General features: G+C 36.7%; 21 protein-coding genes and 1 tRNA gene. 16 read left to right on the top strand and 6 right to left on the bottom strand.

Features of this window, described 5'->3' with window-relative positions; translation table 11 throughout:
* Positions 1 to 146 precede the first annotated feature (146 nt).
* The 3 genes from F933_RS07915 (at position 147) to F933_RS07905 (ending at position 3,579) form a co-directional block, all read left to right on the top strand.
* Positions 147 to 1,013: a pirin family protein gene (locus F933_RS07915; protein ID WP_005060099.1), complete on the top strand. Its 867-nt coding sequence runs from the start codon at positions 147 to 149 to the stop codon at positions 1,011 to 1,013.
* Between the two features lie 431 nt (positions 1,014 to 1,444).
* Complete coding sequence (locus tag F933_RS07910; protein WP_005052408.1) at positions 1,445 to 2,743, top strand: FAD-dependent oxidoreductase; 1,299 nt, start codon at positions 1,445 to 1,447, stop codon at positions 2,741 to 2,743.
* A 2-nt stretch (positions 2,744 to 2,745) separates the two neighbouring features.
* On the top strand, positions 2,746 to 3,579 hold the full coding sequence (locus tag F933_RS07905) for an SAM-dependent methyltransferase (RefSeq protein ID WP_005060097.1): 834 nt from the start codon (positions 2,746 to 2,748) through the stop codon (positions 3,577 to 3,579).
* Between the two features lie 42 nt (positions 3,580 to 3,621).
* Here F933_RS07905 and F933_RS07900 read toward each other — a convergent pair.
* Positions 3,622 to 3,697 (bottom strand) — tRNA-Thr (locus tag F933_RS07900).
* Between the two features lie 533 nt (positions 3,698 to 4,230).
* Entirely contained in the window at positions 4,231 to 5,346 is a 1,116-nt protein-coding gene (gene fic, locus F933_RS07895) for a protein adenylyltransferase Fic (RefSeq protein ID WP_005060096.1), read from the bottom strand.
* 869 nt (positions 5,347 to 6,215) lie between these two features.
* On the opposite strand from fic, the gene F933_RS07890 reads away from it, so the two are divergent.
* The 3 genes from F933_RS07890 to F933_RS07880 all read left to right on the top strand — a co-directional run bounded on the left by F933_RS07890 (position 6,216) and on the right by F933_RS07880 (position 10,179).
* The gene (locus tag F933_RS07890) at positions 6,216 to 8,429 is read left to right on the top strand and encodes a hypothetical protein (protein WP_005060094.1); all 2,214 of its coding nucleotides are present in this window, start codon (positions 6,216 to 6,218) and stop codon (positions 8,427 to 8,429) included.
* 321 nt (positions 8,430 to 8,750) lie between these two features.
* Complete coding sequence (locus F933_RS07885; RefSeq protein ID WP_034710614.1) at positions 8,751 to 9,686, top strand: YagK/YfjJ domain-containing protein; 936 nt, start codon at positions 8,751 to 8,753, stop codon at positions 9,684 to 9,686.
* Positions 9,687 to 9,795: 109 nt separating this feature from the next.
* Positions 9,796 to 10,179 (top strand): DUF7668 domain-containing protein, encoded by a 384-nt coding sequence (locus F933_RS07880; RefSeq protein WP_005060090.1) that lies wholly within the window; start codon positions 9,796 to 9,798, stop codon positions 10,177 to 10,179.
* A gap of 63 nt (positions 10,180 to 10,242) precedes the next feature.
* Here F933_RS07880 and F933_RS07875 read toward each other — a convergent pair whose 3' ends face one another.
* The 4 genes from F933_RS07875 to F933_RS07860 are packed head-to-tail and all read right to left on the bottom strand — an operon-like array spanning position 10,243 to position 12,403.
* Positions 10,243 to 10,875, bottom strand: coding sequence for a hypothetical protein (locus F933_RS07875; protein WP_005060089.1), 633 nt, complete (start codon positions 10,873 to 10,875; stop codon positions 10,243 to 10,245).
* A gap of 18 nt (positions 10,876 to 10,893) precedes the next feature.
* Positions 10,894 to 11,493, bottom strand: a complete 600-nt coding sequence (locus F933_RS07870) for a lipoprotein (protein ID WP_005060087.1) — start codon at positions 11,491 to 11,493, stop codon at positions 10,894 to 10,896.
* A 50-nt stretch (positions 11,494 to 11,543) separates the two neighbouring features.
* Positions 11,544 to 11,957: a hypothetical protein gene (locus tag F933_RS07865; protein WP_005060084.1), complete on the bottom strand. Its 414-nt coding sequence runs from the start codon at positions 11,955 to 11,957 to the stop codon at positions 11,544 to 11,546.
* A 17-nt stretch (positions 11,958 to 11,974) separates the two neighbouring features.
* Positions 11,975 to 12,403, bottom strand: a complete 429-nt coding sequence (locus tag F933_RS07860; RefSeq protein WP_005060082.1) for a hypothetical protein — start codon at positions 12,401 to 12,403, stop codon at positions 11,975 to 11,977.
* Between the two features lie 693 nt (positions 12,404 to 13,096).
* Here F933_RS07860 and F933_RS07855 point away from each other — a divergent pair.
* The 10 genes from F933_RS07855 (at position 13,097) to F933_RS07810 (ending at position 26,971) form a co-directional block, all read left to right on the top strand.
* Positions 13,097 to 13,330, top strand: a complete 234-nt coding sequence (locus tag F933_RS07855) for a hypothetical protein (RefSeq protein ID WP_005060080.1) — start codon at positions 13,097 to 13,099, stop codon at positions 13,328 to 13,330.
* Between the two features lie 38 nt (positions 13,331 to 13,368).
* Complete coding sequence (locus tag F933_RS07850) at positions 13,369 to 14,415, top strand: DUF932 domain-containing protein (RefSeq protein WP_005058288.1); 1,047 nt, start codon at positions 13,369 to 13,371, stop codon at positions 14,413 to 14,415.
* A 160-nt stretch (positions 14,416 to 14,575) separates the two neighbouring features.
* Complete coding sequence (locus F933_RS07845) at positions 14,576 to 15,697, top strand: YqaJ viral recombinase family nuclease (RefSeq protein ID WP_005060078.1); 1,122 nt, start codon at positions 14,576 to 14,578, stop codon at positions 15,695 to 15,697.
* A gap of 234 nt (positions 15,698 to 15,931) precedes the next feature.
* A complete protein-coding gene (locus F933_RS07840; RefSeq protein WP_005060077.1) occupies positions 15,932 to 16,834 on the top strand; it encodes a recombination directionality factor in 903 nt (300 codons plus the stop codon).
* An 87-nt stretch (positions 16,835 to 16,921) separates the two neighbouring features.
* The gene (locus F933_RS07835; protein ID WP_005060074.1) at positions 16,922 to 17,152 is read left to right on the top strand and encodes a helix-turn-helix transcriptional regulator; all 231 of its coding nucleotides are present in this window, start codon (positions 16,922 to 16,924) and stop codon (positions 17,150 to 17,152) included.
* Between the two features lie 62 nt (positions 17,153 to 17,214).
* Entirely contained in the window at positions 17,215 to 18,243 is a 1,029-nt protein-coding gene (locus F933_RS07830) for a competence protein CoiA family protein (protein WP_005060071.1), read from the top strand.
* Between the two features lie 94 nt (positions 18,244 to 18,337).
* Positions 18,338 to 21,613 carry a helicase-related protein gene (locus F933_RS07825; protein WP_005060068.1) on the top strand — a complete coding sequence of 1,092 codons (3,276 nt, stop codon included), beginning with the start codon at positions 18,338 to 18,340 and terminating at the stop codon, positions 21,611 to 21,613.
* A gap of 2 nt (positions 21,614 to 21,615) precedes the next feature.
* The gene (locus F933_RS07820; protein WP_005060066.1) at positions 21,616 to 22,302 is read left to right on the top strand and encodes a DUF4391 domain-containing protein; all 687 of its coding nucleotides are present in this window, start codon (positions 21,616 to 21,618) and stop codon (positions 22,300 to 22,302) included.
* Between the two features lie 10 nt (positions 22,303 to 22,312).
* Positions 22,313 to 25,027 carry an ATP-binding domain-containing protein gene (locus F933_RS07815; RefSeq protein WP_005060065.1) on the top strand — a complete coding sequence of 905 codons (2,715 nt, stop codon included), beginning with the start codon at positions 22,313 to 22,315 and terminating at the stop codon, positions 25,025 to 25,027.
* Positions 25,028 to 25,051: 24 nt separating this feature from the next.
* On the top strand, positions 25,052 to 26,971 hold the full coding sequence (locus F933_RS07810; RefSeq protein ID WP_005060063.1) for a site-specific DNA-methyltransferase: 1,920 nt from the start codon (positions 25,052 to 25,054) through the stop codon (positions 26,969 to 26,971).
* Positions 26,972 to 26,984: the final 13 nt, after the last annotated feature.

Here is a 26,984-nt window from a genome sequence, read left to right as displayed (position 1 = left end):
GCCAAATTATAGATTTTAGTTGTATTAAAAATGCTTCATTGTCCTATATATAGAATAATGTGTTGCCAATCCATCTCTATAAGTGTTGCTTACCGAAGCGTAGAATAAGCTCAAGAAAAGAATTTCTACCGTAGAGGAGAAACAAAATGAAGAAAGTTGTTGGTGTGTACCAAAACAAACACATGCATTGGGTTGGCGATGGTTTTCCTGTTTATAACTTATTCTCTTATGATCGTTTAGGGCAAACAATTAGTCCATTTTTATTGTTGGATTATGCAGCGCCTTATCGCTTTGAGCCAACCAATGCGCAACATGGCGTTGGAACACATCCACATCGTGGTTTTGAGACAGTTACAATTGCTTATCAAGGTGAAGTAACACACAAAGACTCAGCGGGTGGCGGTGGTACGATTAAAGCAGGTGATGTGCAATGGATGACTGCGGGTGGTGGTATTTTGCACCAAGAATTTCATTCGCCTGAGTTTGCTCATGATGGTGGTTTGTTTGAAATGGTTCAACTCTGGGTCAATTTGCCAGCGCATTCAAAAATGACGCCTGCAAAATATCAAGCAATTGAATCAACTCAAATTCAAAGCATTGACTTAGATGATGTTGGTAGTGAATTACGTGTGATTGCTGGTCAATATCAAGATACAGCGGGTGCAGCTACAACGTTTAGTCCAGTCAATGTTTGGGATGGCAAAATTGTGGCAGGTCAGGCCCACACATTTTATGTGACTGAAGGACATACCACATTAGTGATCGTGCTCTCTGGTGAGGTGATTTTGAATGATAACCAGCGGATAGAAGCTCCAAGTTTGGTGGTGTTAAGTCGTGAAGAAATTGACTTTAATGTTAAAGCTGAACAAGACAGTAAATTCCTGATTTTAACTGGTCAGCCTTTAAATGAACCAATCGAAGGTTATGGACCGTTTGTAATGAATAGCAAAGCTGAAATTGTTGAAGCAGTACATGATTTCAATAGTGGTAAGTTTGGTGTAATGCAAGACTAATTCATTAAAAATCATTTATTTATATAAGAAACCCCATAACTCCTTTAGAGTTATGGGGTTTCGCTGTAAGGTTCCTCTATTGATTTTTTTAATATTAGGTCACTTATTATTATACAGTTTATTATGTGACTCGGTTCTCATTGTTGTGTAATCAGAATAGCGCGATTTCTTTACTTTGCAAAGCCCTTAACATCCTAAAAATGAAAAAATATAGAATGTTCTGTATAGTATTGTTAGATTTACGATACTAAATATAATAATTTCATTGAGTTAAGCTGGAAAAACAAGTTGTGATAAAATGTAACAATAAATGAACAGGGGTGTTACGACAAAAGTCTGACTTAAATGCTGAATCTGGTATTTTTTAATACGGTGTTTGAGTTAACTATCAGTCATAATCAAGAAAAATCATCAACTGATGGGACATAATTTTGGATATTGCAATTATCGGCAGTGGAATGGCAGGACTTGCCTCAGCCAGAATCCTACATGATGCAGGACATAAAGTAACGATATTCGAAGCACTCGCTGGACGAGGCATGGATAGTCACAGTATCGACTTTGATGGTGGCATAATTGATGCACCTTTACGTGTGATGAACCCTAAACTTTGGAAAAATACGCTCAGTTTGGCCAGTTATTTAGGCATAGAAACTTTTCCAGTGCGTACCTTCATGGCATGCAGTTGGTTATTTGAAGATAAAACAGATACATGGTTAACTACGTCGCGTAGTCGTATTGGTAATTTTCCGATTATTAATAATCGCAAAGGCATTCAACAATATGGTTGGCGTCTAGTCAAAGGGATGTTGCAACTCAAAACGGCTGTGCATCAATTCTTTAAATCAGACAATCAAGATATCACCTTGGCTGAGTTTATGAATCAATATCATATTGAGGAAGTATTTTGGCATGGAACGGTGATGCCTGTGCTCTATACTATTTGCACGTGTCATCCTAAAACCATCGGTGAGTGGCCAGCAAAACCATTATTAGAATTTATACGCCAGTTAACTGAAGGTGAAGCGCTACTTCGTATGAAAGGCGGTACACCAGCTTTAGTCAATCGTTTGATTGAAGGTATTGAAATTCATAGTGGCTCACCTGTTCAAAAAGTCGAAGAACAAGGCGATAAAATTTTAGTTGCCAATGAACAAGGTGAGAGTCAGTTGTTTGATCGAGTCGTGATAGCGACACCGACTCCTGCAATTGAAAATTTCTTAAAACAGCCTCAGTTCGCTGAAGATATTGCCTTGTTAAAGAAATTTAGATTTGAACAAGGTGATTTAGTCATTCATACCGATCCAATCGTGATGCCGCAACGCCGTAAAGACTGGGCGGTACTCAGTTATATGATGGATCGTAAATTCACACGACAACAGTTTACGGTGTGGATTAATGCTGTAGAACCTTCATTGGTCGGTAAAAATGCCGTATTTCAAACATGGTGTCCTGTAATTGATATTGATCCAAAGAAAATTATTTCTAAAGTTAACCTTACTCGGGCAGTGGTTGATATCGAAACTGTTGCGTTGAATAAGAAAATACAAGAACGACATTTGGAACAAAATCGTAAGGTGTTCTATTGTGGTTCATGGTCGTGTGATGGTTTGCCAATTTTAGAATCAGCGGTAACTTCGGCAATGCACATCTCTGAAATTTTAGGAGCTTCAGTGCCATTTGTGGGACTAAAACCAAAAGTAAATGTCGCTCCTGAACTTGGCTATTAAAAATGCCTAACCCCAAGCAAGGATGGATTGAAAAAGTTTTCGGACATAAGTATGCAATTGATGCAACACGTCTCGGCGATTATGCTTTACTTGCTTGGAGTAATTTAGGATATTGGCAAGACCAACATCATGATTATCGTTTGGCCTGCCAAAGTCTTGCAGATCAAATTGCAATTTCAGCGCAATTAAAAAAAAATGATCGTGTTTTAGATCTTGGTTGTGGTCAAGGTGCCAGCTTATTACATTGGATGGATCACTATTCTATCGAACAGCTCAGTGCGGTTGAATTACAACCGAATTGTGTAAAACGGATTCAAACACAATTACCTGAGATACATAGTTATTGCGAATCTTTTTTAAATTTAAAAGCACTGAAACTTTTAAATTCATTTGATGCAGTACTATGTGTCGATGCGGCATATCACAGTGAATTAAATTCATTTCTCAGTTCAGTATCTCCAGTTTTAAATTCAAAAGGCCATTTAGTATTTCATTATTTAATGTGGTCAGATACTTGGCGAGATTGTTCTAATTTTAAAAAACAACAATACCGTTATTTGCTCAAAAGTGCTGATGTGAATTGGCAAAATTTAATGAATGAGCAACAACTCGCGCGAACCCTATCTGAACAAGGATATGGTGAGGTTGAAATTCAAGATTTTTCCGAATCTGTTTTAAATGGTTTTGCGACATATATTGAAAACAGAACAACTGAGCAGAAACGTTTTGATTTGGCACAAATAAAAATCGAAATGACAGCGAAGCTATGCCGAAAACTCTACCACGATGGTTTAGTTCGGTATATTCAAATTAGTGCAGTGAAAACTAGGCAATAAAAAAGGCTTAAACCTGAAAGTTTAAACCTTTTTTGAATTTGATGGTGCCGGCACACGGATTCGAACTGTGGACCTACTGATTACAAGTCAGTTGCTCTACCAACTGAGCTATGCCGGCAACGTGGCGAGAATTCTACAGAATCTAATTTAAAAAACAAGCGAAAAATTGAGCAAATAGATAAATTTAATTTGATTGTTGATTTTTTATCAATTCTACTCGAATTGATCGTAGTAAATTCCAATCAATCAATGTTTTTTTAATAGCCTTCAACTTAAGGTTTGAAGCTAATTTTATCGAAATTGGGGAGTAAAAAATAAGGGTAAATTATTTTACCCCTAACTAATTCAGGATTTAATAGAGGAAATTAGAAAACATAAGACAACAAAAAAGCCTAAACCTTTTAGATTTAAGCTTTTAAGACTCTATGAGACATCATAGAAATTAAATTTGGCGGTGAGAGAGGGAGTAAGCTTTTTAATTTAAATGTATGATAATTAATTAAAATTAGAAAACGTTTTTTATGTTTTACCCCCAGTTTTACCCCCAACTGTATGAGGGTACTTCTTTAGCTATATAGCTATTGTTCTTACTATAACATGGAAGCCTTGATTCATTTTACTGCTATTAAGATAAAACATCAGAGGTTTCGCTTATTGATCACTGTAAAGGCTAAACTGGTTTTCATCACTCGTTAGCAGATGCAACAACTTTGGATGTAGAAATAATTTTTCTTTGCCGACAGCGATTTCTTCCAGTACCCCTAACTCAACTAATTTTTTTAGATAGGTGGATGCAGCCTGTCTTTTAGCTATGTCTTTTTCGACTAGGTTAGAAATACGGCAATAGGGTTGTTCAAAAATCACATCGACCAATTCTCTTGAGTAAATCTTTTCAGCATGGTTTTTAATGTATTCGATGCTATGTTCATGCAAGTTTCGGATTGCTTTGATTTTGGCGATTGTCCACTCACTACTATTTTTCACTGCTTGTAGCATGAATAAAATCCATTCTTGCCAATTTTCTTGTGTAGTCACACTTAATAGCAGTTCGTAGTATTTAGCTTTATTTTGAATGATAAAACGACTCAGATAAAGAATAGGCAAAGTCAGTAGTTGTTGATCCATCAAATACAAAATATTAAGAATCCGCCCTGTACGTCCATTACCGTCAACAAAAGGGTGAATCGCTTCAAATTGGTAATGAGCCACTGCCATCTTGATTAACGGATCTATGTCTTCATTGTAATGTAGGAACTGATCTAAGTTGGATAATAAGTTACGGATCGTTTCCTGCCTATCAGGTGGTGTGTAGATGACTGCTCCTGTATAGCTATTTTTTAACGCTGTGCCTGTAGTTGCACGGATATCCAAATCCACACCTTTAATCGTCTGACATATCCCGATAGCGGTACGTGTATTTAAAGGGCGTTCCTGAATGGACTGTACGCCTTGATATAGTGCTGTTCTGTATCTTAGAGCTTCTTTAGTGGCATGATCTGCTTGATCGTCAGGGCCTTGTGCATGTTGGAATAGCTTATCTGTTGTGGTGATAATATTCTCAATTTCAGAACTGTCCTTTGCCTCTAACAATGGGATGATATTAATTAGGATTGTTTGATTCGGAATGAGTTCACCAGCCTGCTTTAATTCAGCCAAGGCTGCTCTAGCTTCAATACATAACTTGAGTACTGTCTTGGTCTCTACATCCTGTTCTGGCGGTAAAGGGGGCAGATCGTTATACGGTTCAGTTGCTTGCCATTGGGTCATCGTATTTCTTCCATTATTTATTGTTATGTCGATGCGAATTGAAAAAATCGACATGAGAATAAGTTATGTCGATAGCATAAACATGAATAGGGCGTCATGTCGATAAAAATAAAAAACATCGACATAAGAGTTAGGATGTGTCGATGTTCTAAGTGTGATTAGGATGCTAGGTGTAAATGAATTGCTGTTTATTATTAGCTCTATGAGGCAAGCCTTGTCAGGAGGTTTATTTTCCTGAAAATCGTTTAAGGAGCAATGGGAGGATCAGTGTCTCTGCTGTTGTGAAATAGTAAAATGACATACCAAAAAACCAATAAAACGGCTAAATATTAATCTGTAAAAGTGAGGTGTTGTTATAGGGTCTTTCTTTCAATACATTTTTTAATTTTATAAACATACATGTAAAATAACTAATCATTAAAATTTAAATAAGAAATTCTTATAAATGTTCCTTGTATACCCAACAAAGTCTTAAGCTATTTAGTTAGCTCAAAATCTCTATTGTACAGAAAACATTGCTTTGAGTACTTGTCTAGATAATTTTAATTCGTGAATAAATTAATATAAAAAATTAAAGTAAAAAGAAAGTAATTTTTCTTGGTTGAGAAAGGTTATCTGTCTTTCATGCACCATATTTTTTAATGACATATTTTTTATATCTTGGACTCATAATTTTTATTCAAGTGGGATATTTTCAGTTCGTGTAGATGAAATAGTAAAAATTGACTGAAAATCGATCTATCTTTGGTTTTGATTTATATTTAATAAAAGCTTAATTAATAGATTTAAGTACTTAATTAATAATTTTTATATCATGAATAATAGTTTTTATTTATAATTTATACACTATAAAATATATGGATCTTGATATGATTTTAGATAAAAATAAAATTATTAGCGATTATTCTTTTTTTTCATTATTGAGATATAAATATAATACACATCTTGTGGGTGTACGGGAAAGTTTATGGGAGCAGTACTCGCTTCCGATTGAACAGATAAAATTTATAGAAAAAATTCGAGAGATAGAAAAATTTTACGATCTTAGGTTGGAATATTGGGTTGGTAGAAATGGATGGGTTGATGCATTTAAGTCATTTTCCTCCGATGAGAAAAATGTGATAAATCACTTTTTTTGTCGGCAAAACAACCTTGTTGATTCAATTCGATATGACGGTTATGAATTTCTGAGAGAATATTTTAAAAAGTATCGAATTTATCAGGATGGTAATTTTTCTTTGGAGCATCTTTCTGATTTATTGCAATCATCATTTTCTATGGAAATGAATAACAGCTTTAATCATGCTGGGAAAACAAGGGAAAATACAGTAATCCTGAATATCGAAAAAGCTTATGTAGAGATGGAAAAATTGTTTCATCGCTATGCTCTGCTGGAAGTGTTGAACATAGAAATTCATTTCCCGAATGATGATCGCGGGGAGGTAGGTTATGATCGATTCATCAATAATATTAAGCCTATTCTGGAAAGAGTTCAATTAAGCTTGCATGATGATCAGCGATTGGTAAAAGGGTTTTTTAAGCTTGAAGATGATGGGCAATATGGTCTGAATTATAGCTGTATTTTGGTCTATCCAAAGGAAGCTGGTATAACAAAACAAGTTATAGAAAATCAATTAAAACCAGTGATCGCCAATACCCTTGCAGAAATGCATGATAGGAGTATACCTATAGATTCTGTGGCTGGTATGAAAACATCAGGTACAATCGACACTCTAGAAAAATTACAAGCTTTTTGCCATTGGCACGTAGGATACTATTACTTATATGATTTCTATATTGGTTTAAATCCTATTGTTCAGGATCAGTATGCTTTAAAGATTAATCACATACATAGTCATGAATGGAATATTGATCTTCAATTTATAGGGAGCAATAAAGATCAAGAACAATTGATTCAATATCATGCTCTACAAAATTATAGTAGCGATTCCAAAGCTGTTTGGAAAGTCGAGCATTTACCAGAAGTCTTAATACAAAAGCATCAATATCTTAAGGTCTTTGTTAATGAGATCAATATCCCAAATTTTGATTTAGATGCTAAGCGTGTTTTGCAGTATTTGGAAATTTTTACCGATTCACTTAAGCACTCTAATGAACCCTTTTTTAGATTTGATGTCGCAGCAACGACGAAAAAGAAAAATCAAATCAGAGTGACCCGTTTAGGTAATCAACTTTTATTTTTATATAAATATTTTAAACAAAAGACTGTTTCAATTGGAAGTATAGATTTTTATAACAACATGCGAGGTGGGGTGCTGAATCAACTTTTCTACAGTGATTTATGGAATACGATTCTCATCAGTAAAAATATAGTTGGTCAAGACGAAGCTCATAGTATTTTACTTAATTTGAAAAAATTGGCATTTTTTAATGACATTCTGAAAAAAAGTGTTTTTAGAGATGAAAAGGGAGTATTTGCTGTTCGAACAATAGAGTATGGTCCAAGTGATCAAATCCTGAAAAACACTTCTCCAACCGTAGATAAGAATATTTCATACTTCATCAACCAGACTTTAAATACGCAGAAGTATGTAAAGAACCTATTTAAAGAAGACAGTTTTATCACTCGTGCTCAGTTTTATTGTACGACCATAACTAATTTAGATTTTTTCTCTAAAAACCTCACTGATTTCTTACGAATCTATCGTTCAAAGGCTATTTTAAAAGGCTTGAAAGGATATTTCTTGGTTTGGTTGCTAGATAGTGATGGGTTGCCAGTTGTAGATGTAATTTTTATCTTGCAATACCATAAAAGTTATGGGGGTAAAGATTTCATCTTCCAGCTAGATAACCAGTGGAAAGAATTTATTGAAAGTAAATTACAAAAACCACAGTGGCATATTCAAGATGGTAACCCTTGTGTTAAACAGGATGCGGTCTTATCTCTTGCAACATCTTCATTAAAGCAATATTTCGTTGCAGTGGAGGCATCTGATCACAGACTCAAGCAAGATATTTATCATAATATTGTCCCTTATTTTACCTTTAGGCATTATTTTCTTGCATCTAACATTCAAAAGAAAAAGTTGTTTTCTAAAGGTTCAGTAATCAAGTCAAAGTAGCTGAGAGATACGTAACTCTAGCTTACTGGATAATTTCCCATTTTGTCTTAGCTAAGGTGGATTCGGTGATGGGGCTGCCGCCACGACATCGTGGGTCTATGTGCTCAAATGAACAGGTTATTAATATTATGAAATGAACATATAACTAATCTAATATTCATTTATAAGTCTATATATATCCTTAGTATGTATCTAAGATTATTATTGTTAATCAATAGACTAAGATCATATCTCTACTATGATCTTTATTCATATACATCTGACATAAGTAAATTATCACACGAGTCTATTTACTATGATTCAATTCTCGTAGTGAAGTTCATGATAAATTTCGATAAAGTACCACTCAACCCATCTAGCGTATTAACAGCTGTTGGTCATTTAGTGCATCAAGTCTATAACGACCAGATTGATAATGAGGACTTAAAGTATGCTTTGGTTGATTTAGTACCTACATTTAAAGTGTTCTATCGGAATGACTTAAGCTATGTACCAAGTATTCAAGGCTTTATGAATGTCATTGCTACAATAGATACAATCCTAATGTCTCAATCCTATGATCAGATTCTTAATTTTGATCATGAAGATATGTCATACCTCAGAATCATAATTCGTGAAAGTCTGAATGATATGCAGGAATACATTAGTCGGCATCAGAATCAAGAAAAAAGAAATCAGAAACGTATACAGCAATACCTAACCGATTTAACTGATCACTATTCCAAGTTGTTGTTTGTTCGTGTTGATCTGGGCTATTTGAAAGAACAGCAGTATCAAGTTGACGTTAATCTCTTTCAGAAACACATGGAAGCTTTCAGAAGTCGTTTAGCTAATCAGGATGGGTGTTTTAGTGACCTACAGGGTTATGCATGGGCACTGGAAGAAGGAACTACCAAGGGTTTACATGCACATGTCTTACTGATCTATGATGGGCATAAACATCAACAAGGTTTTGGTTTAGCCAAGTTAATTGGTGATGCTTGGTTGGAAATCACAGGGAGTACAGGCATGTACTTTAATTGCCATGATACTGAATACATTAAGAAGTTTGAGCGAGAGGGCACACTGGGTATCGGTATGATTCATCGTGACAATCCTCAGCAGATTGGTAATGCGATTAATGCAGCTAAGTACTTGGTCAATCCTGAAAAGGAGTCTCAGTATTTGAGGTCTAAAATACGTGGTATGCGCACGTTTGGTGTTGCTCAGTTTGAGAAAGCAAATAGGCGTATCAACAAGATTGAATTGATCAGTTAAACTTGTAAGACGTTAGCAGCAGTTTAGATATACTTTATTTAAAAGAAAATTAATGGTGTACTTATCTAACTGATTGCTATCGCCTAATAATTAAAAAAGAGAATCCTGAATGATCACTGATGTACCTGTTGTATATGATAAAGAAACAGCTTCTCAAGTGCCTACTGTTTGGAGAGAGACGCTTATTAGAATTGTGGAAGCCTTTAAAAATAATGATTTATCAGCTATTAGTCGTATTGAAGGTGTTCAAAATATTGAATTAGAGCATCTTCAAGAAATTGCAGAAAATATTACTGATTATGGTGAAACATTGGTGAGTTTACCTGATGAAACTTGGAAGACTTCACAAGCATTATGGATGGGATTTTGTTGGGATGTCATTCTTGATTTGTTTACAGAACGAGAAGGGCGTAGCGATTTAATTCTGTCTATCAGGGTATTTGAAACAGATGGCGTATTTGATTACTCAATTCAAGACATTTACGTACCTTAAAATCATTACGATGATTGAAATGTAATACAGAGAAGTACGACAAGCCAGTACTTCTCTTACTGATTATTGTCCATTCATATTAAAAGTATATTCACCACTAGCTGTGGTTAGTGTGACTTCACGAACTTGACTGGCATCACAGCGAATAATGATTTCAGCAACAGTGCCGTACTGCATATTCTTGTAATTTTCACCACCACCTACAGGGCAATTGCCTCGATTGACTTTCACCGACGTGATTGATGTACTCGCGTCATTGAGAGAGACCACCTCAAGTCGATTAATAATGGTTGCCGCATAATGTGCCGTAGCATCAGGCAACGGCTTTGCAGTGAGTCGAATTTCAAATTGTTCATTGGCAGATGGAGTTTGTTGTGCTGCTTGTTCGACCGCAGCCTGTTCAACTTCTTGAAGTTCGCTAATAAAAGCACGAATCTCTTCTAAGTCACCACCACCTGTTTTGAGCATCTCATAATAGGCATTGGCTAATTTCTGTTGTACAGGCGGTAGATTTGGATTGTCTTTATATTCGGTAAGTTCATCCATGAGTTGCTGACGATCGGCATCAATCTGAGCTGTTTCACTTGCAGCTAAAGTACTTTCAGCTGAATTTTGGTTAGATTGAGGTGCATTGTTCTTGTTACAGCCGAATAATACGATTGAGCTGCACATTAAAATCAGTAAACGTGTTTTCATGATTGATTCCTGTATCAGCTATTCTTCAACAATCGGCGTGTAAGCCAATTTGCCACGCGTGGTGTAAAGATCAACCTGCTGAATTTGTTCTGAAGTACAGTGGTTGAGTACTAGATCGAAGACTGCACCGTAGTACATCAATTTAGGAAACTTCACTGTATTTGGTTCAATTCGCTGAATGGTGCATTCACCATGATTCATTTCAACTTTGTCGATCACGTCTTCAACTTCAGAAACGACTCTTAAGCGAGTGGTATTGTTGGCTGTACTGGCGATGACTTTAAAAATTGGATATGAATCTACAGGTCGGAACTTCACCTCAACGGATTCGCCTGGGCGCAGTCTCTTTTTAAGTTGTGGCGTTGGAATGGCAATATTATCCGCGCCTGTATAAATACTGTCTGGATCATATTGATCATGAGCAATTGTAGCCGCTTCAGCCTTTTGCTCTTTGGCTGCATCCAAGGGCCAGTCGGGTTGATTGCTACTTTCTTGTGTTTTTAGTTCTGATAAATCAGTGTTGGCGACATCGCTTGCAGCAGCAGATTCTTCAACAGGCTTTTTATTACATGCAGTGAGGCTAGCTATAATTACAGCCGCGAGAATGAGTCTCTTCATGGCGTGGAGTCCTTTTAAATCAATAATGGCGGTATCAAGTCAGAGGCTGATTACTGTGCTGATTGGATACGCTGAACGTACTTCAGTACAGTTAAGCCTTTGATGTACAGCCACCTGTCATTAAAATTCTCCGCATTGTAGTCAAAGATCTGATACGCCAAATCATCGATTTCTTGTAATTTAGGATCATGCAAATCTTTGCCTTCGATGATCAATGCATTTAAATCACCACTGTAAATGAAATAGCGTAATGGATCGTCTTTCGGAATCACTTGCCACTGCTTACTGATTGCGACAAAGGCATTGCAGTTTGGATTGTTGTCACAACGACGCACCGCTGGTGCAGTGGCAGGATCGTTGATCAGTGCCATGACTTGACTCATATCTGCATGACTTACACTTGTGAATAACATGCAACTTGCGACCGCAGTACCTTGCAGCAAAGTTTTAATTGAATAATTCATGAATAGCTTCCTTTTTATTATTTGCTGTTTGGACCACGATCGATGTAGTGAAGTACCGCGAGTCCTTTGACATACACGAGTCGATCAGCATCATTACGGGCTTTTTCATTAAAGACTTTTTCACCCGCTTCTAGAATTTGATAAGCACGATCTTGTTGCGGTGGGGTAAAGCCACGGCTTAAACCTTCACCATCATTGTCTTCAATAAAGCTTATGAGTTGATAACCACTTAATTGGTAGTGTTTGGGAATGACTTGCCATTGTTTAGACAGTGCATAAAAGGCGTTGCAATACACATCACCTTTACAACGTGTCACTTTGGGTGCGCTGGTTGGATTGTTATAAAACTGATTCATGCTTTTTACATCGGCATGGCTCAGGCTAGTCAATGATAGGCAGGCTGCAACAGCACTGCATTTTATAAATGCGTGGATTCGATTGTTCATTCAAATGTATTCCTGATTCTTGTTGTTTATGGTTTTTTAGAATGCGTACAGACTGAATTGCAGATAATTAGGCGTAGTCAGTTATCAACGATGCATATACATCATTGAAGATTGGCAGTAGAGACATGCCCAAATAACAACAAAGCGGCTGTATGACGAAATGAATTTACCGAGTCAAAAGATCGAGTCGATCAAAGGACACGCCAGAATAAAAAGGCAAGGGTGGGGAATACTGAGAAATAAAGAAAACAGTCATGATTGACTCCTGTATGTATATGGAGTTCTACCGCATCACTGCTAAATAATGGTGGCAGAACGAAAAGGGGTTAGCAGACTGGACATACAGAACCAGCACGCGCGAACGCGTCCCCCTCCCGTTCTACCGCAAAGGGGGACGAGAAGGTTTTACGCATGTAGAGAATACTCAGAAGAATAAACCCTGATGCGCTGTATGAATCGGTCTGCTAAAACCGACTGACCATGAGGGTCAGCAAGCTCATCATAATCATAACGATTTCATAGGTCAATTCGATTTGTCCTGCTGATTTGTACAACTCAGTAAAAAATGAACAGCTATACGATTCCAAATTATTTCAAATACATATTACGGAAATGAAGCAACGCCAAGCACTCAATTGATGATCTCAATCAAGGCGTTTTAAACAGTCATTTCTTAAACATTGGAGAAGTTCCATGTCGTATTTGGACGCAGAAGAAGAACCGTATAGCCCTCGATTTAGAGAACCACAACCACCGCAACTCAGCCTTACTAGCGCACCGACGACTTTGGCGGTGCTGGGTATGAACCTTGCCAAGTCCATCGGCTTTTCACCGATGCTTGGTGGCGTGGCAGGTGCTGCATTAGGTGGCGTGATTTTAGTACTGGCTGATCAAACACGATCAAGCATTAGCACACATAAATACTGAGCAAGACATCATTCAAATCAGAATAAAGGACACATCTTATGGCACATTTAGTTGAAACAATGGCATTTGTTGGACAAACCCCTTGGCATGGTTTAGGCAATCAACTGACACCAAATCAACCTTTAGAGGTTTGGGCACTGCAAGCTGGTATGGATTGGCGGATTGAATCTTCCGATGTCAGTTATATGGCGCAAAACCAACGTGGTCAAAACATGATTATGCCCTTTGAAGAACAGCGGGTACTTTATCGTTCTGATACTCATGCACCGTTATCAGTTGTGAGCCAACGCTTTCAGGAGGTACAACCGATGGAAATTCTACACTTCTATCGTGATCTGACTGAACAATCAGGCTTTGAACTGGAAACAGCAGGGGTGCTCAAAGGTGGCAAGAAGTTCTGGGCATTGGCTAAAACTGGACAGACCTCAGCTTTAAAAGGTAAAGATGTCAGTAATGGCTATATTCTTTTAGCAACTGCTTGTGATGGCACACTCGCTACTACCGCACAATTCACTTCAATACGAGTGGTGTGTAACAACACTTTAGCGATTGCATTGAAATCACACAACAACTCATCGAACAATGCGGGCGTGGTTAAAGTTCCACACAGTACGCGTTTCGATGCTGAGAAAGTCAAACAGCAATTGGGAATTTCAGTTCGTGCATGGGATGAACACATGTATGAAATGAAACAACTGAGTCAGCGTAAAGTCACACAGCAAGAAGCGGCTGCTTACTTTGATGCTGTATTCAACAATACCAATCTGAGTATGGTTGAGCAGGATGAAAGCATTATCCAGTTCTACCGCAATGCAGCCATGCCAAATCAAACAAATTCATCCAAAACTGAACCCAATGGACGAGCAATGTCGAAAGTCATGACCATGTTTAACGGACATGGACGTGGGGCAGAACTGAGTTCAGCCAAGGATACGGCGTATGGATTACTGTGTTCGATTACCGAGTTCTGTGACCATGAGCGTCGAGCGATGAGTACCGATCATCGTCTTGATTCAGCTTGGTTTGGTGCAGGGGCTGCTATTAAACAACGCGGTTTAGAACAGGCATTAAGAATGGTGACTTAATAAACCTTGTCATTATTCAGTTTTATTTAAGAAAACTATCTTATTTTAATCATCAGGTAAAACTTAAACCGCAGAACCCTTTCGCCACGTCACCCCCGACGTGGCTTTTTTTATGCCCAAAATTTAGCTTTAAGATTTTCGCTATACAGGAACATTTACAATGAATAGTCATACGCAAATTCAAAACACGCTTAATCATCCACCCTTACAACCTTATCCCATCAAGATCGAGACAGAACATAAAGCTGAAGTCGGAACACGAACTAAGAAAACACCAAAGAAAACCACTCAATTACCTTCAGCAAAACGACTGGCCAACACTAAACAGTTGAATTACCAACAATGGCTAGAAGTTAGAAAGCAAGGCATCGGCAGCAGTGATGCTGCAACCGCATGTGGACTCAATCCCTATATGTCGATGTTAGAGCTGTGGATGATCAAAACAGGTCGAATACAACAAAACATTGAAGACGAAAGTGCAGGACATGCACCGCTTTATTGGGGTAAGCAGCTTGAGCCATTAGTGGCGCAATACTACAGCATGCACACCAACCATAAAGTCCGTCGAGTCAATGCCGTACTTCAGCATCCTGATGAAGACAAACACTTTATGTTGGCTAATCTTGATTATGCCGTGGTGGGTAATGAGGAAGTTCAAATCTTAGAGTGCAAAACCGTAGGGGAATATGGTGCAAAGCTATGGCGAGATGGTGTGCCTTTATATGTGTTGTGTCAGGTACAACACCAACTGGCAGTGACAGGCAAACAGGCAGCGCATATCTGTGCCTTGATCTGTGGACATGAAACCCGAATCTTTAAAGTGACGCGTAGTGAAACGGTGATCAAATACATTGTAGATGCTGAACGTTACTTCTGGGAATGTGTGGAAAAAGATATTCCGCCTGATGTGGATGCCAGTGAATCAGCAGCCAAAGCCTTACAACTGTTATATCCAGTTCATGTACCGCTGAGCAGTACGGATTTATCTGAAGACCAAAATGCCAATCAAGACTTTGAGCAATTGCTAAAACAACGTCATTTGATTGAGCAGCATCAAGCGAGCTTTGATCAACTGAAACATCAAATCCAAGCCAAGATGCAAGATGCTGAACGGGCAACTTTTAAAACGGGATCAGTCACTTGGAAAAGATCAAAAGACTCAGTCAGTTTAGACAGTAAAGCGCTATTGCAACAGCATCCTGAGTTTTTACAACAGTTCCCACAAAACAAGCAGGGCACACGGCGCTTTCAGATTTATGCAGATGATGATCAGTCCAAATAAATTAGCCTAAGTAGAATCTCCAAATATTCACACAGAAATCTATCCGATCCATCAAATCCCCAATCCATCAAAAAAGCGCAAAACAGCCCCCGCTCCCTATAAGCACGTTGAGGAAACGTACCTATAGAGAGCAAATGGACTGCCTTGCGAGATTTATATGCATTTCAAAAAAAAGATTGCTTCTTACTCATATAAAAGGGGCATCAGTCAAAAATTACCAAAGAGGAATTCAACATGATTAAAGGTCTCGCAATCACACCACCTGTACTCGGTCGTATCAGCATTGGCAAAATTGTCGAAAAGAATGGCAAAAGACTGCCTGAAAAGGATGATCAATTTACCATTACCAGCCAAATCCAAAACAAAGATGGCTGGGTTAAACATCCACTGGATGAACAACTCCGTGCTAAAGCACCGAATCAGAATCAAAAACTAAGAACTATACCTGTAAGAATGATCTTCAATGATCCTGAACTGAACCTACGGGCAGAATACAGCTTATTTGACCGACAAACTGGGCGTTTAATCTGTTCAGGAAATGGCGAAACTTGTCAGCGACTAGGACAAAACGGTATTGAGCAACATCCATGTCCATCACCTGATTTATGTCCATTGGCTCAGGGTGGACTGTGTAAACCTTATGGGAGGCTTTACGTGAATTTAGATGAGTCGGATGAGTTTGGTACATTCATCTTTAGAACTACAGGTTTTAATAGCATTCGTACCTTAGCTGCACGATTAAGTTATTACCATGCAGCATCAGGTGATCTACTTTCATGTTTACCTTTGCAACTAACGCTTAGAGGTAAAAGTACAACCCAAAGCTACCGTACCCCAATCTATTACGTGGATTTAACTTTACGTGATGGGGTTAATTTGCAGGAAGCAATTACTTCAGCCAAACAGATAGATGAACAAAGCAAGGCGGCAGGGTTTTATCAGGAGGCTTTAGATCATGTAGCACGACAAGGCTATGGCAATGCCAGTTTTGAGGTGGGTGGTGAGGAGGGGCTAGATATTGTTGAGGAGTTTTACACGGATGAATCTAAACAGGAACCATCTCAGTCACCCCATGACCTGAGCCATGTGCAGGATATCCAAAAAGGCTTGCAGCAGTCGGTGCAGGCTTTGAATTGATTGAACGGGGTGCCAAGTTTTTTCTTACGGAGCGCTCTATCATTTGAGCGAATTGCCGCTCGCATCAATGATCAGGAGAGAAACATCATGAATGCGTTCACAGGTCAAACTTTTCAGATGAATCAAATCATTAACATCAAGCATGTCGTTGAATTTACTGCTCTGAGTAAATCAAAAATCTATGAGATGATTAATAAGAAATCAAAGTATTATGATCCGACATTTCCTCAGCCTATACGGTTAACAGAAATGCGTATCGGTTGGTCAGCTTGGGAAATTCATCGATGGATTGAGTCTAAGATGGAAGAGCGAGAGTAAGGGGAGCTTTTGCTCCCTTATTTTTTTGGTTATTATTGATATAAAACAATAATTGGAAGAATATGGCACGTTATCAATATGCTAAAGATCAATTGGGGCAAGTAATCAAAGCTATTGATTTGGTTGGTAAAGAGCAACAGTCAGATTTCATATGTTTAGGCTGTGATAATATTTTAATAGCTAAAGTGAATGGAAAAATAAAACAACCACATTTTGCACATAAAAGTATTCAAGAGTGCAATGGTGAAACATATTTACATCGTTTGGGGAAACAGGTTTTTTTTGAGGTCTACCAAAAATGCTTAGAAGAAAATGAACCCTTTTATATTACCTTTCATATTTCTAAGAAATGCAATAAATTCAGAAGAAGTATTCGTAAGAATTGTGATCTTGGATTTATTGAAAAGAAGTTTGATCTGACTGAATATTTCTCAATTATTGAAGTTGAGAAGAGAGAAGAAAATTTTATTCCAGATTTGTTACTTTCTAGAGCAAATTTTCCAGAAGACAATATTTATATCGAAATTGCTGTAACACACTTTTTGAGTGAGAAAAAACAAAGCTCAGGAAAACGTATTATAGAAATAAGAATTGATTCTGAGGAAGATATAGATCAAATATATCAAGCAAATTTAGAACCTCATGGTGCATTGTTTTTGGGCTTTAATCAGGGTAGTGCCTCAATTACGGATTCTGAGTGCAAATGTTTACGTAAGCAATTTTTTGGTTTCTATGTTTGGGACTCAGGTAAGTCCTTTTTAGAGCTCTCCTATTTGTCAGATATTGAAGCAAAGCTTATGAAGTATAGGGATAAAATTATTTATAGCAATATCATTGAAACAGATTTAGAGTTCGTTAACTCTACTGTATATGTGGGCTATGCTCATGGTGATATCTTTCTGGACCAGCTAAAGCTGGCAGCTCAGAACAAAGTACCGATCAAGAATTGTTTTTTATGCAAATATAGTGGGAATAACTGGGATTATGCAAATAATCAGCCTATTTTTTGCAAAGCCAAAAAATTTAAATGTGGGTCCAATCAGGCAGCTGAATGTGATTGGTATAGACCTGAAAAACTATTGAATTTATGAAATAAATAAGAATTTGGTATGTGTGGGGAAGATTGCGAAAAAGAAGAAATATTTCAGTTATTATAGTGAATGATATATTTATTATTACTTCTCTATGAAACTGATTGATAACATTAATAACACATTAGGTAATGAGATTGAGGAAAATCTCAACAGCAAATCACGTTTAAAGATAGCGGCGTCTTATTTTTCAATTTATGCCTTTGCTGCATTGAAGAAGGAGCTTGAAAAAATTGAAGAATTACAATTCATTTTTACTTCGCCAACCTTTGTTGCGGATAACGTTACAGACAAATTTAAAAAAGAAAAACGTGAGTTTGTGATCCCTCAGCAAGATCGTGAAAGTAGTTTGTACGGAACAGAGTTTGAAATTCATTTAAGGAATAAATTATCACAAAAGGCGATTGCTAAAGAATGTGCTGATTGGATACGGCGAAAAGCGAAATTTAAATCCAATAATAGCAATGCGCCAATGCAGGAATTTATCAACATCCAAAAACCTGGACATTCCCTAACATATATGCCCATTCAGGGATTTACTCCAATGGGGCTTGGCTTTGAGAAGGGAAATGCCATCTCGAATATCGTAAATTGCTTTGATGAGACTGCTACAGTACAAACTTACATTCAATTATTTAACCAAATTTGGAATGATGCTTCAAAGGTTGATGATGTCACCAGTGAAATTATTCAGCATATAGAATCTGTCTATCAAGAGAATTCTCCTGAACGTATTTATATCTTAATGCTTTACAACATCTTTAAGGATTTTTTGGAAGATTTAAATGAGGATGTGATGCCAAATGATCTCACGGGTTATCAAGATACTTTGGTATGGAATAGGCTGTTCAATTTTCAGAAAGATGCAGCTGTAGGGATCATTAATAAGCTTGAAAGTTATAATGGCTGTATCTTGGCAGACAGTGTGGGATTGGGTAAAACTTTTACTGCATTGGCTGTGATTAAGTATTATGAACTAAGAAATAAAAGTGTTTTGGTACTTTGCCCTAAAAAATTAAGCGCTAACTGGACCAATTATAATGCGAACTTAGTAACCAATATTTTTGCTAAGGATCGTTTTAACTATGATGTTCTTTATCATACTGATTTATCACGTAGTAGTGGTGAAACACTCGGGATTGATTTAGCAAAGATCAATTGGGGCAATTATGATCTTGTTGTAATTGATGAATCACATAATTTTAGAAACCGCGATACTTATAAAGATAAAGAAACTCGTTACGATAAATTGATGAATAAAATTATTCGTCAAGGTGTGAAAACTAAGGTTTTGATGCTTTCTGCGACTCCAGTCAATAATCGTTTTAATGATTTAAAAAATCAGTTGGCATTGGCATATGAGGGTAATGCCTCATTGCTTGAACAAAAGTTGGATACCGAGAGGGATATTTCAACAATTTTTAGTCGTGCGCAAGCAAGTTTTAATACATGGGCAAAACTTGATCCAAAGCAACGCAATACACAAGCCATTTTAAATTTATTAGATTTTGATTTCTTTAAGTTGTTAGATAGTGTCACGATTGCCCGTTCTAGGAAGCACATCCAAACTTTTTATGATACTAAAGATATTGGTCAGTTTCCTCAGCGACTCAAGCCAATTTCTTTTCGCTGTGCGTTGTCGACTGAGCACAATACTGTATCTCTGAATGAAATATATGCCGATCTGTCATTAATTAAGATGTCTGTCTATGCGCCAGTGAGTTACATTTTTCCAAGCGCATTAAAAAAATATGAAGAGCTATTTGATACTCAAGTAGGAGATGGGAAAAAATTTAAGCAAAAGGATCGGGAAAAAAGTCTACAAGCCTTAATGACGGTGAATTTGCTGAAACGGCTTGAAAGCTCAGTACATGCCTTTCGTTTAACACTGACTGTGCTAAAAAATAATATTGAGAAAGTCCTATCACAAATTGCTGATTTTGAAGCGCGGCAATCTTCGGATGAAATCAGTATTTCAACTGATTTTGGATATGATGAAGATGAAAATGATGAAGGGATAAGTAGTGAAGATTTAATTGGGAAAAAACTCAAGATCCATCTAGGTGATTTGGATCTCATGACTTGGAAAGTTGATCTTGAAGGTGATCATCAACTGATCCTCGGTTTATTGCGTTCAATTAAAGTAATCGATGCAGCCCACGATGCCAAACTACAACATTTAAAACAGCAAGTGATTGAGAAGGTCCAACAGCCAATTAATCCTTCAAACTACAAAGTGATCATTTTTACTGCGTTTGCTGATACTGCGCATTATATTTACGAACATCTAGCACCCTATTTACATGAACAGCATCAATTACACAGCGCTTGTATTACTGGCTCAAAAAACAATTCAACCATTAAAACAATGCTAGGCAGCCGTAAAGCCTACGATATGCAAGGTTTACTGACGTTGTTTTCGCCAAAATCAAAACAAAAACAAGATATATTCCCAAATGAAGCAAGAGAAATTGATATTTTAATTGCTACAGACTGTATTTCTGAGGGACAAAACTTACAGGATTGTGATTATTTGATTAATTTCGATATTCATTGGAATCCTGTACGTATCATTCAGCGGTTTGGTCGTGTGGATCGTATAGGCTCGTCCAATGACGTAATTCAACTTGTGAATTACTGGCCTGACATTAGTTTAGATGAATATATCAACCTACGAGAACGTGTTGAAAATCGGATGGTCATTGTCGATATGACGAGCACAGGGGATGATAATGTTCTGAGTGCTCAAGCCAACGATATGGCATATCGTAAAGAACAACTACAAAAATTACAAAATGAAGTGCTGGATTTAGAGGATGCGAATACAGGTGTATCAATTACAGATTTAGGTCTAAATGATTTCCGTATGGATTTGCTTGGCTATTTGGAACAACATCCTGAATTGAAACGATTGCCAAATGGTCTTCATACTGTTGTGCCTGTCCAGCCAGAACAAGGTCTGAATACAGGCGTCATTTTCACTTTAAGAGCACGACATCCTGAGTCGCATACGAGCCAAAGTAATCGCTTATATCCGTACTATTTGATTTATATTAATAAAAATGGAGAAGTGGTTTATGACTACACTCAAGCCAAATATTTATTGGATATCGCAAGGAAAGCATGTCGTGGAAAAGTTGATCCAATACCAGAAGCGTATGAAAAATTTAATCAAGAAACCAACGATGGACGAGATATGAGTCAATATTCAGCATTGTTGGATACCGTGATCCATAGCATTCAAAATATAAAAGTTGAAAAGGATATTGATAGTCTGTTTTTGGGTTTGACAACTTCGGCATTGGTTGATGTTGTTTCAGGCTTAAATGATTTTGAACTTATTAGTTTTATTGTGATTGAAGATACTTAGTCATGAAGCTATATCAATTTCCACAACAAGCAAAAGTTGACCGCATAATTCCGAAAAACAAGTTCTACGAACAAGGTAAAGCTAACGGTAAAATTGAGCAATTATTTGTGAATCAGGTCGAGAGTGTTCGTTGGGTTTATAAATTGGCAGCTTCTACGATTCACCTTGAAGATCAAGATGACTTGAAAGAAATTCAAATTTTTCGAGTGAAAAGTCGTGTGGAAAATTTAGATATTTCAATCCTATCTTTTATCGACAAACTCATTTTAACGCCTATTATTTTTGAAGTGGTTTATCAGGATAAAGTTAAAGTCGTTGCAACGTATAAACGGTTGAATCAAGCAGATAAAAGCAAAGCTGTGATAGGTCAATATTATGCTTCTGAGTGGTTAGAAGACCATAACCGTGCTGAATTACCTCTTTACCTAAAATTGTCTGATCTATATGAACATTTTATCGAACAGTTATTACCACTAGCAGTAAGTGGAGAACAGCACCAAGATCGGGAATCTATTTCCCTTGAAATTAAATTACAGAAAGCCCAACAACTTGAAAGCTTGTTAAAACAGTTTGATCAGTTGAAATCCAAGTTGAGAAATGAAAAACAGTTTAATCGTAAGGTTGAAATTAATCAGAAAATAGCTGAGCTAAACATTCAGTTGAAACAGATAAAAAGCTTATTGAAATAAGAGGGATAACATGTCAAATCAGGAAATTAATATAATTGCTCGGCAGACATTAGATATTGTTTCTGATATCTCACTGAAAGCAAAAAATATATTAGAGCAATCTGGTTTTTCTGGTTCAGTGATTACTGCAAATTCATTTACTGACAATGCATTTCTAATATTAGAAAATGCCTCAAATTTTGTACAAAAAGATAGTCTTGAGCTATTTAAAGAACCAGTGTTTATGCGTGTGGACTTAGAAGATGTAGATCACAATTATTGTCGCAGTGTGTATATTTCAAAGGTTGCACCACCTACGGGCTTAAATGATTGGCGTGAGAAAAAAATTGATTTTATTAGCTATCGTGCGCCACTAGGTCGTTTAGCAGCTTTAAATTGTGGATCAGACATTGTGTTTGGTAAACAAGAGTACTATGTAGGTCGAAAAATTAAATTCACGCCTCGTATGATTGAAGAGGTATGGGATTGTTTAGAAGTAGAAGTTCTAACAGAGAATGAAAAAGTAAATTTAGACTCTTTTCGTCAATTGTTAGAGAGTCTTGAAGATAAAGGGATTGATGTTGAAGCTTATCTCAAACAATTACATGAACAAGAGCAAACTTTATCTGGCAAATTAAAAACACTAACCCGCAACATACGCTCAGGGATGTCATTGCGTAGCCAAGCTGCGTTAGATGAATATCAAGATAATATTTTTCGTTTGCCTATCAATTCACAACGCATTATTTTAGGCCCACCAGGCACAGGAAAAACGACAACTTTAATTAAGCGATTAGGGCAAAAGTTAGATATTTCGGAAGGTTCATTTCAAGAATCAGAATTACAATTATTGAAAAATTTAGGTAAAGATGGTAAAGGGTTTAATGATTGGTTAATGTTTACCCCTTCAGATCTTTTAAAAGAATATTTATTAAAAGCCTTTAATTATGAAGGTATTGCAATTAAAGATAATTTAATTACTTGGTCTGATTGCGCTCGTAATATTGCACGTAAAACTTTAGGTATTCTCAAAAGTCCCATCAATACTTCAGGGTTGACTTTAGTGCAAAATGAAGAATTTGTGAAACAAGAATATATAGATGATCCACGTCGCTTCTATTCAAGTTTCCAAAATTTTATTGAATTGTCTTTAAATACAGAGCTAAACAACGGTCTAAAAATCTTAAAGCAGGCCTCTGGTCTTAATGATGAAAAACTCATTGAAAAAATTAGTGTGATTATTACGAGTGAGAATTCAGTCAAGAGCAAATATAGACAGCTTTTTGAGCTTGAAAATCAAATTAAAAAAATGATTGAAGGTGAGAAAAAAATCAGTGAAAAAATTATTCAGGAAGAAAAAAACCTACTGATTAATAAACATGAAAATATTCTTGAAGAACTTGCACGCTTTTTAGAAAGCTTAAAGAATGTGGAAGAAGATGAGGATGATGAAGCTGATTATGACGATGATGAGATTGATGCACCAGTCAATCATACTCAACAAGCCAAAGCTTTAGCCGAATATCTAAAGTTTCTAAAGAAGCTTGCGCGTAATCGCTACCTAAAGAAAACACTGAAAAAAAACAGTAAAGATGCTAAGTTGCTTGAGTGGTTAGATGGGAAATTACCTTCTGATGAAAGACTCAGCCAATTAGGACGTGGTATTGCTTTGCAAAATGGTTTACGTCATAACCTAAATTGCTGGAAACGTTTATATAAAAAGCCAACAAGTCTATTTAAAAAGTTTAGAAAAGAAGAACATTATCAACATTTTTTTTCAGTTCAGAAGTTTGATGCGAAGAAAATTTCACAAGCAGAGCTGGATTTAATTTTGTTGGTGATACTTCGCAATATTAAAGATTTACTCACCGAGTCTTATATCATTAGAAATATTGATGAAATTGCATTCCAAGAGTTAAAAAGTTTAAGAGATACTCTGTTAAAAGATCAAATCATGGTAGATGAAGCCACTGACTTTTCTGCATTACAATTGGCATGTATGCAAGCTATGACCAATCCATTACTCAATTCTTTTTTTGCTTGTGGTGACTTTAATCAGCGTTTAACTTCACATGGGATCAAGGATTTAGAACTCATTGAATGGATTTCTCAAAAGTTAGAAATTGAACGTATTAATATCATTTATCGTCAGAGCCCTAAATTAAATGAATTTACACATGCAATTTTGGACTTAATGGATGAAAGTGATTTGGCCGCACGTTCTGAATTACCAAAGTTTACGGATTTTGCAGGTTTAGCCCCTGTTATAGCAGAATATCATGAAGACTTAAATGATATTGCTCACTGGATTACCCTGCGTATTAGTGAAATTGAACGTCTAGTCAATACAAATCATGCAGAAGAGCAACTTTTACCTTCTATTGTTGTCTTAGTAAAAGATGAAGCTGATGTACAACATATGGCGAAAAAACTCACAGAATATTTAGATGAGTTTAATTTAAAAGCCATTGCATGTTTGCAAGGTCAAAGTGTAGGCAATGCAACGGATGTACGTGTTTGTAGCATTGAGTATATTAAGGGCTTAGAATTTGAAGCGGTTTTCTTTGTTGGGGTAGATCAACTACTACAACAGCATCCTGATTTATATCAGAAGTTCTTATATGTCGGTGCAACGCGAGCAGCCAATTATTTAGGAGTGACCTGTACCGATGAATTGCCGACAGCACTCGAACAATTACGTCCATATTTCGGTAAAAACTGGGATATGGAAAATTTAGATTTTTAAGATTAAATGATTGAGATTGTATAAATGCCAAACCAAGACCAACTAAAAATGCACAGCCCTAACCTTGTGGATAGCAATATTGAAAAGATAGCAGCCTTATTCCCGAATTGTGTCACAGAAGCACAAGGTGAAAATAGCGAAGTGAAAAAAACCATTGATTTTGATTTGCTCAAACAAGAACTTTCCCATGTTTTGGTTGAGGGGGAGCAAGAACGTTACCGTTTGGATTGGGTGGGAAAGAAAGAATCTATTTTGACTGCCAATGCACCTATTGCGAAAACCTTGCGTCCATGCCGTGAGGAAAGTGTTAATTTTGATAGCACAGAAAACTTGTTTATTGAGGGTGACAACTTAGAAGCTTTAAAACTGTTGCAAGAGAACTATTTGGGGAAGGTCAAAATGATTTACATCGACCCGCCCTATAACACGGGCAATGATTTTATTTACGAAGATGATTTTGCAGAAAGTACAGATGCTTTTTTTGAACGTTCTAACCAAACAGATGATGAAGGTAACAAGTTAGTTGCAAATACTGATAGCAATGGACGCTTTCATTCTGATTGGCTCAGTATGATGTATAGCCGTTTAAAATTAGCCAGAAACCTTTTGAGTGATGATGGAATTATTTTTTTTCAAATTGGTCAAGAAGAAGTTAGTAACGCAGAAAAAATGTTATCTGAAGTTTTTGGCGACAGTAATAAGCTCGCCATTATTTCTCGTGTCGCAAAAACTGCTAGTGATGCAGGCAAGTTTTTTGCACCTTCAACAGATTATTTGATTTGTTATGCAAAAAATGAAAGTTTAAGTCGTTCTTTCAATGATGAAGTTAAAGTTGATCTATTCAAAAAAGTTGAAAATGTTGGCCCAAGGAAAGGAGAACTATATCGTGATGATGTAGCATTATATCAATCATCTTTAACGCTAGAGCGCTCAAGAAATGCTCGTTATTTTATTGAGTGTCCTGATGGGACAAAATGTATTCCACCTGAAGGAAAGCGTTGGAGAGTGGTAGAGGAAACTTTTTTAGGAATGAAAGATCGAAACGAGATTGTTTTTAAAGAAACAAAAAGTTCTCCTCTATTTGATGAGATTGGAAATAAATCAAAATGGAATTTATACACTAAAAGCTATTTAACTGATAGACAAGAAAAAGGAGCGGCTCCTCGAAATTATATTGATCAATTTATTAATAGGCAAGGTGCTGATTTAATAAAGAAAATAGGAATACCTTTTGACTTTTCAAAACCGGTTGGTTTGATTAAATATTTAATTAAAATTATAAACCAAGATAAAGATATAACAATTTTAGATTTTTTTGCAGGTTCCTCAACTACAGCCCATGCTGTAATGCAATTAAATGCAGAAGATCAAGGTCATCGTAAATTTATTATGGTGCAGTTACCCGAACCAACGGATGAAAAATCTGAAGCATTCAAGGCTGGTTATAAAAATATTGCTGAAATATCTAAAGAACGTATTTGTCGTGCAGGTCAAAAAATCCTAACTGAAAATGCAGAAAAAGAAGGCATTGAAAACTTAGATATAGGCTTCCGTGTTCTAAAAATCGACTCTACCAATATGAAGGATGTGTATTACACACCAGATGCTTATACACAAGCGGACATTTTAGATTTAGCAGATCATATTAAAGAAGACAGTACCTCTGAAGACTTGTTGTTCCAAGTGATGCTAGATTGGGGTTTAGAACTTTCATTACCCATAGAACAAAAAATTATTCAAGGCAAAGAAGTCTTTTATGTCGCAGGCAATAGCCTTGTGGCATGTTTTGACGAAATTAACTTTGCCATGGTGGATGAGATTGCTCAAGACAAACCTTTACGAGTAGTCTCGGCAGAACGTGCAATTCAGCTCGACCATGACAAAACTAATATCAAAGAACGCTTTAAACAGTTGTCGCCTGAAACTGAAGTTAAGTTTATTTAAGAGGATTGAATAG

This window comes from Acinetobacter beijerinckii CIP 110307 (genome assembly GCF_000369005.1).
GTDB classification, from domain to species: domain Bacteria; phylum Pseudomonadota; class Gammaproteobacteria; order Pseudomonadales; family Moraxellaceae; genus Acinetobacter; species Acinetobacter beijerinckii.
This window is presented reverse-complemented; position numbering and strand designations above follow the sequence as displayed.

Coding starts and splice junctions, on each gene's coding strand:
- F933_RS07915 (WP_005060099.1), top strand. CDS start 147: ATGAAGAAAGTTGTTGGTGTGTACCAAAACAAACACATGCATTGGGTT.
- F933_RS07905 (WP_005060097.1), top strand. CDS start 2,746: ATGCCTAACCCCAAGCAAGGATGGATTGAAAAAGTTTTCGGACATAAG.
- fic (WP_005060096.1), bottom strand. CDS start 5,346: ATGACCCAATGGCAAGCAACTGAACCGTATAACGATCTGCCCCCTTTA.
- F933_RS07890 (WP_005060094.1), top strand. CDS start 6,216: ATGATTTTAGATAAAAATAAAATTATTAGCGATTATTCTTTTTTTTCA.
- F933_RS07885 (WP_034710614.1), top strand. CDS start 8,751: ATGATAAATTTCGATAAAGTACCACTCAACCCATCTAGCGTATTAACA.
- F933_RS07880 (WP_005060090.1), top strand. CDS start 9,796: ATGATCACTGATGTACCTGTTGTATATGATAAAGAAACAGCTTCTCAA.
- F933_RS07875 (WP_005060089.1), bottom strand. CDS start 10,875: ATGAAAACACGTTTACTGATTTTAATGTGCAGCTCAATCGTATTATTC.
- F933_RS07870 (WP_005060087.1), bottom strand. CDS start 11,493: ATGAAGAGACTCATTCTCGCGGCTGTAATTATAGCTAGCCTCACTGCA.
- F933_RS07865 (WP_005060084.1), bottom strand. CDS start 11,957: ATGAATTATTCAATTAAAACTTTGCTGCAAGGTACTGCGGTCGCAAGT.
- F933_RS07860 (WP_005060082.1), bottom strand. CDS start 12,403: ATGAACAATCGAATCCACGCATTTATAAAATGCAGTGCTGTTGCAGCC.
- F933_RS07855 (WP_005060080.1), top strand. CDS start 13,097: ATGTCGTATTTGGACGCAGAAGAAGAACCGTATAGCCCTCGATTTAGA.
- F933_RS07850 (WP_005058288.1), top strand. CDS start 13,369: ATGGCACATTTAGTTGAAACAATGGCATTTGTTGGACAAACCCCTTGG.
- F933_RS07845 (WP_005060078.1), top strand. CDS start 14,576: ATGAATAGTCATACGCAAATTCAAAACACGCTTAATCATCCACCCTTA.
- F933_RS07840 (WP_005060077.1), top strand. CDS start 15,932: ATGATTAAAGGTCTCGCAATCACACCACCTGTACTCGGTCGTATCAGC.
- F933_RS07835 (WP_005060074.1), top strand. CDS start 16,922: ATGAATGCGTTCACAGGTCAAACTTTTCAGATGAATCAAATCATTAAC.
- F933_RS07830 (WP_005060071.1), top strand. CDS start 17,215: ATGGCACGTTATCAATATGCTAAAGATCAATTGGGGCAAGTAATCAAA.
- F933_RS07825 (WP_005060068.1), top strand. CDS start 18,338: ATGAAACTGATTGATAACATTAATAACACATTAGGTAATGAGATTGAG.
- F933_RS07820 (WP_005060066.1), top strand. CDS start 21,616: ATGAAGCTATATCAATTTCCACAACAAGCAAAAGTTGACCGCATAATT.
- F933_RS07815 (WP_005060065.1), top strand. CDS start 22,313: ATGTCAAATCAGGAAATTAATATAATTGCTCGGCAGACATTAGATATT.
- F933_RS07810 (WP_005060063.1), top strand. CDS start 25,052: ATGCCAAACCAAGACCAACTAAAAATGCACAGCCCTAACCTTGTGGAT.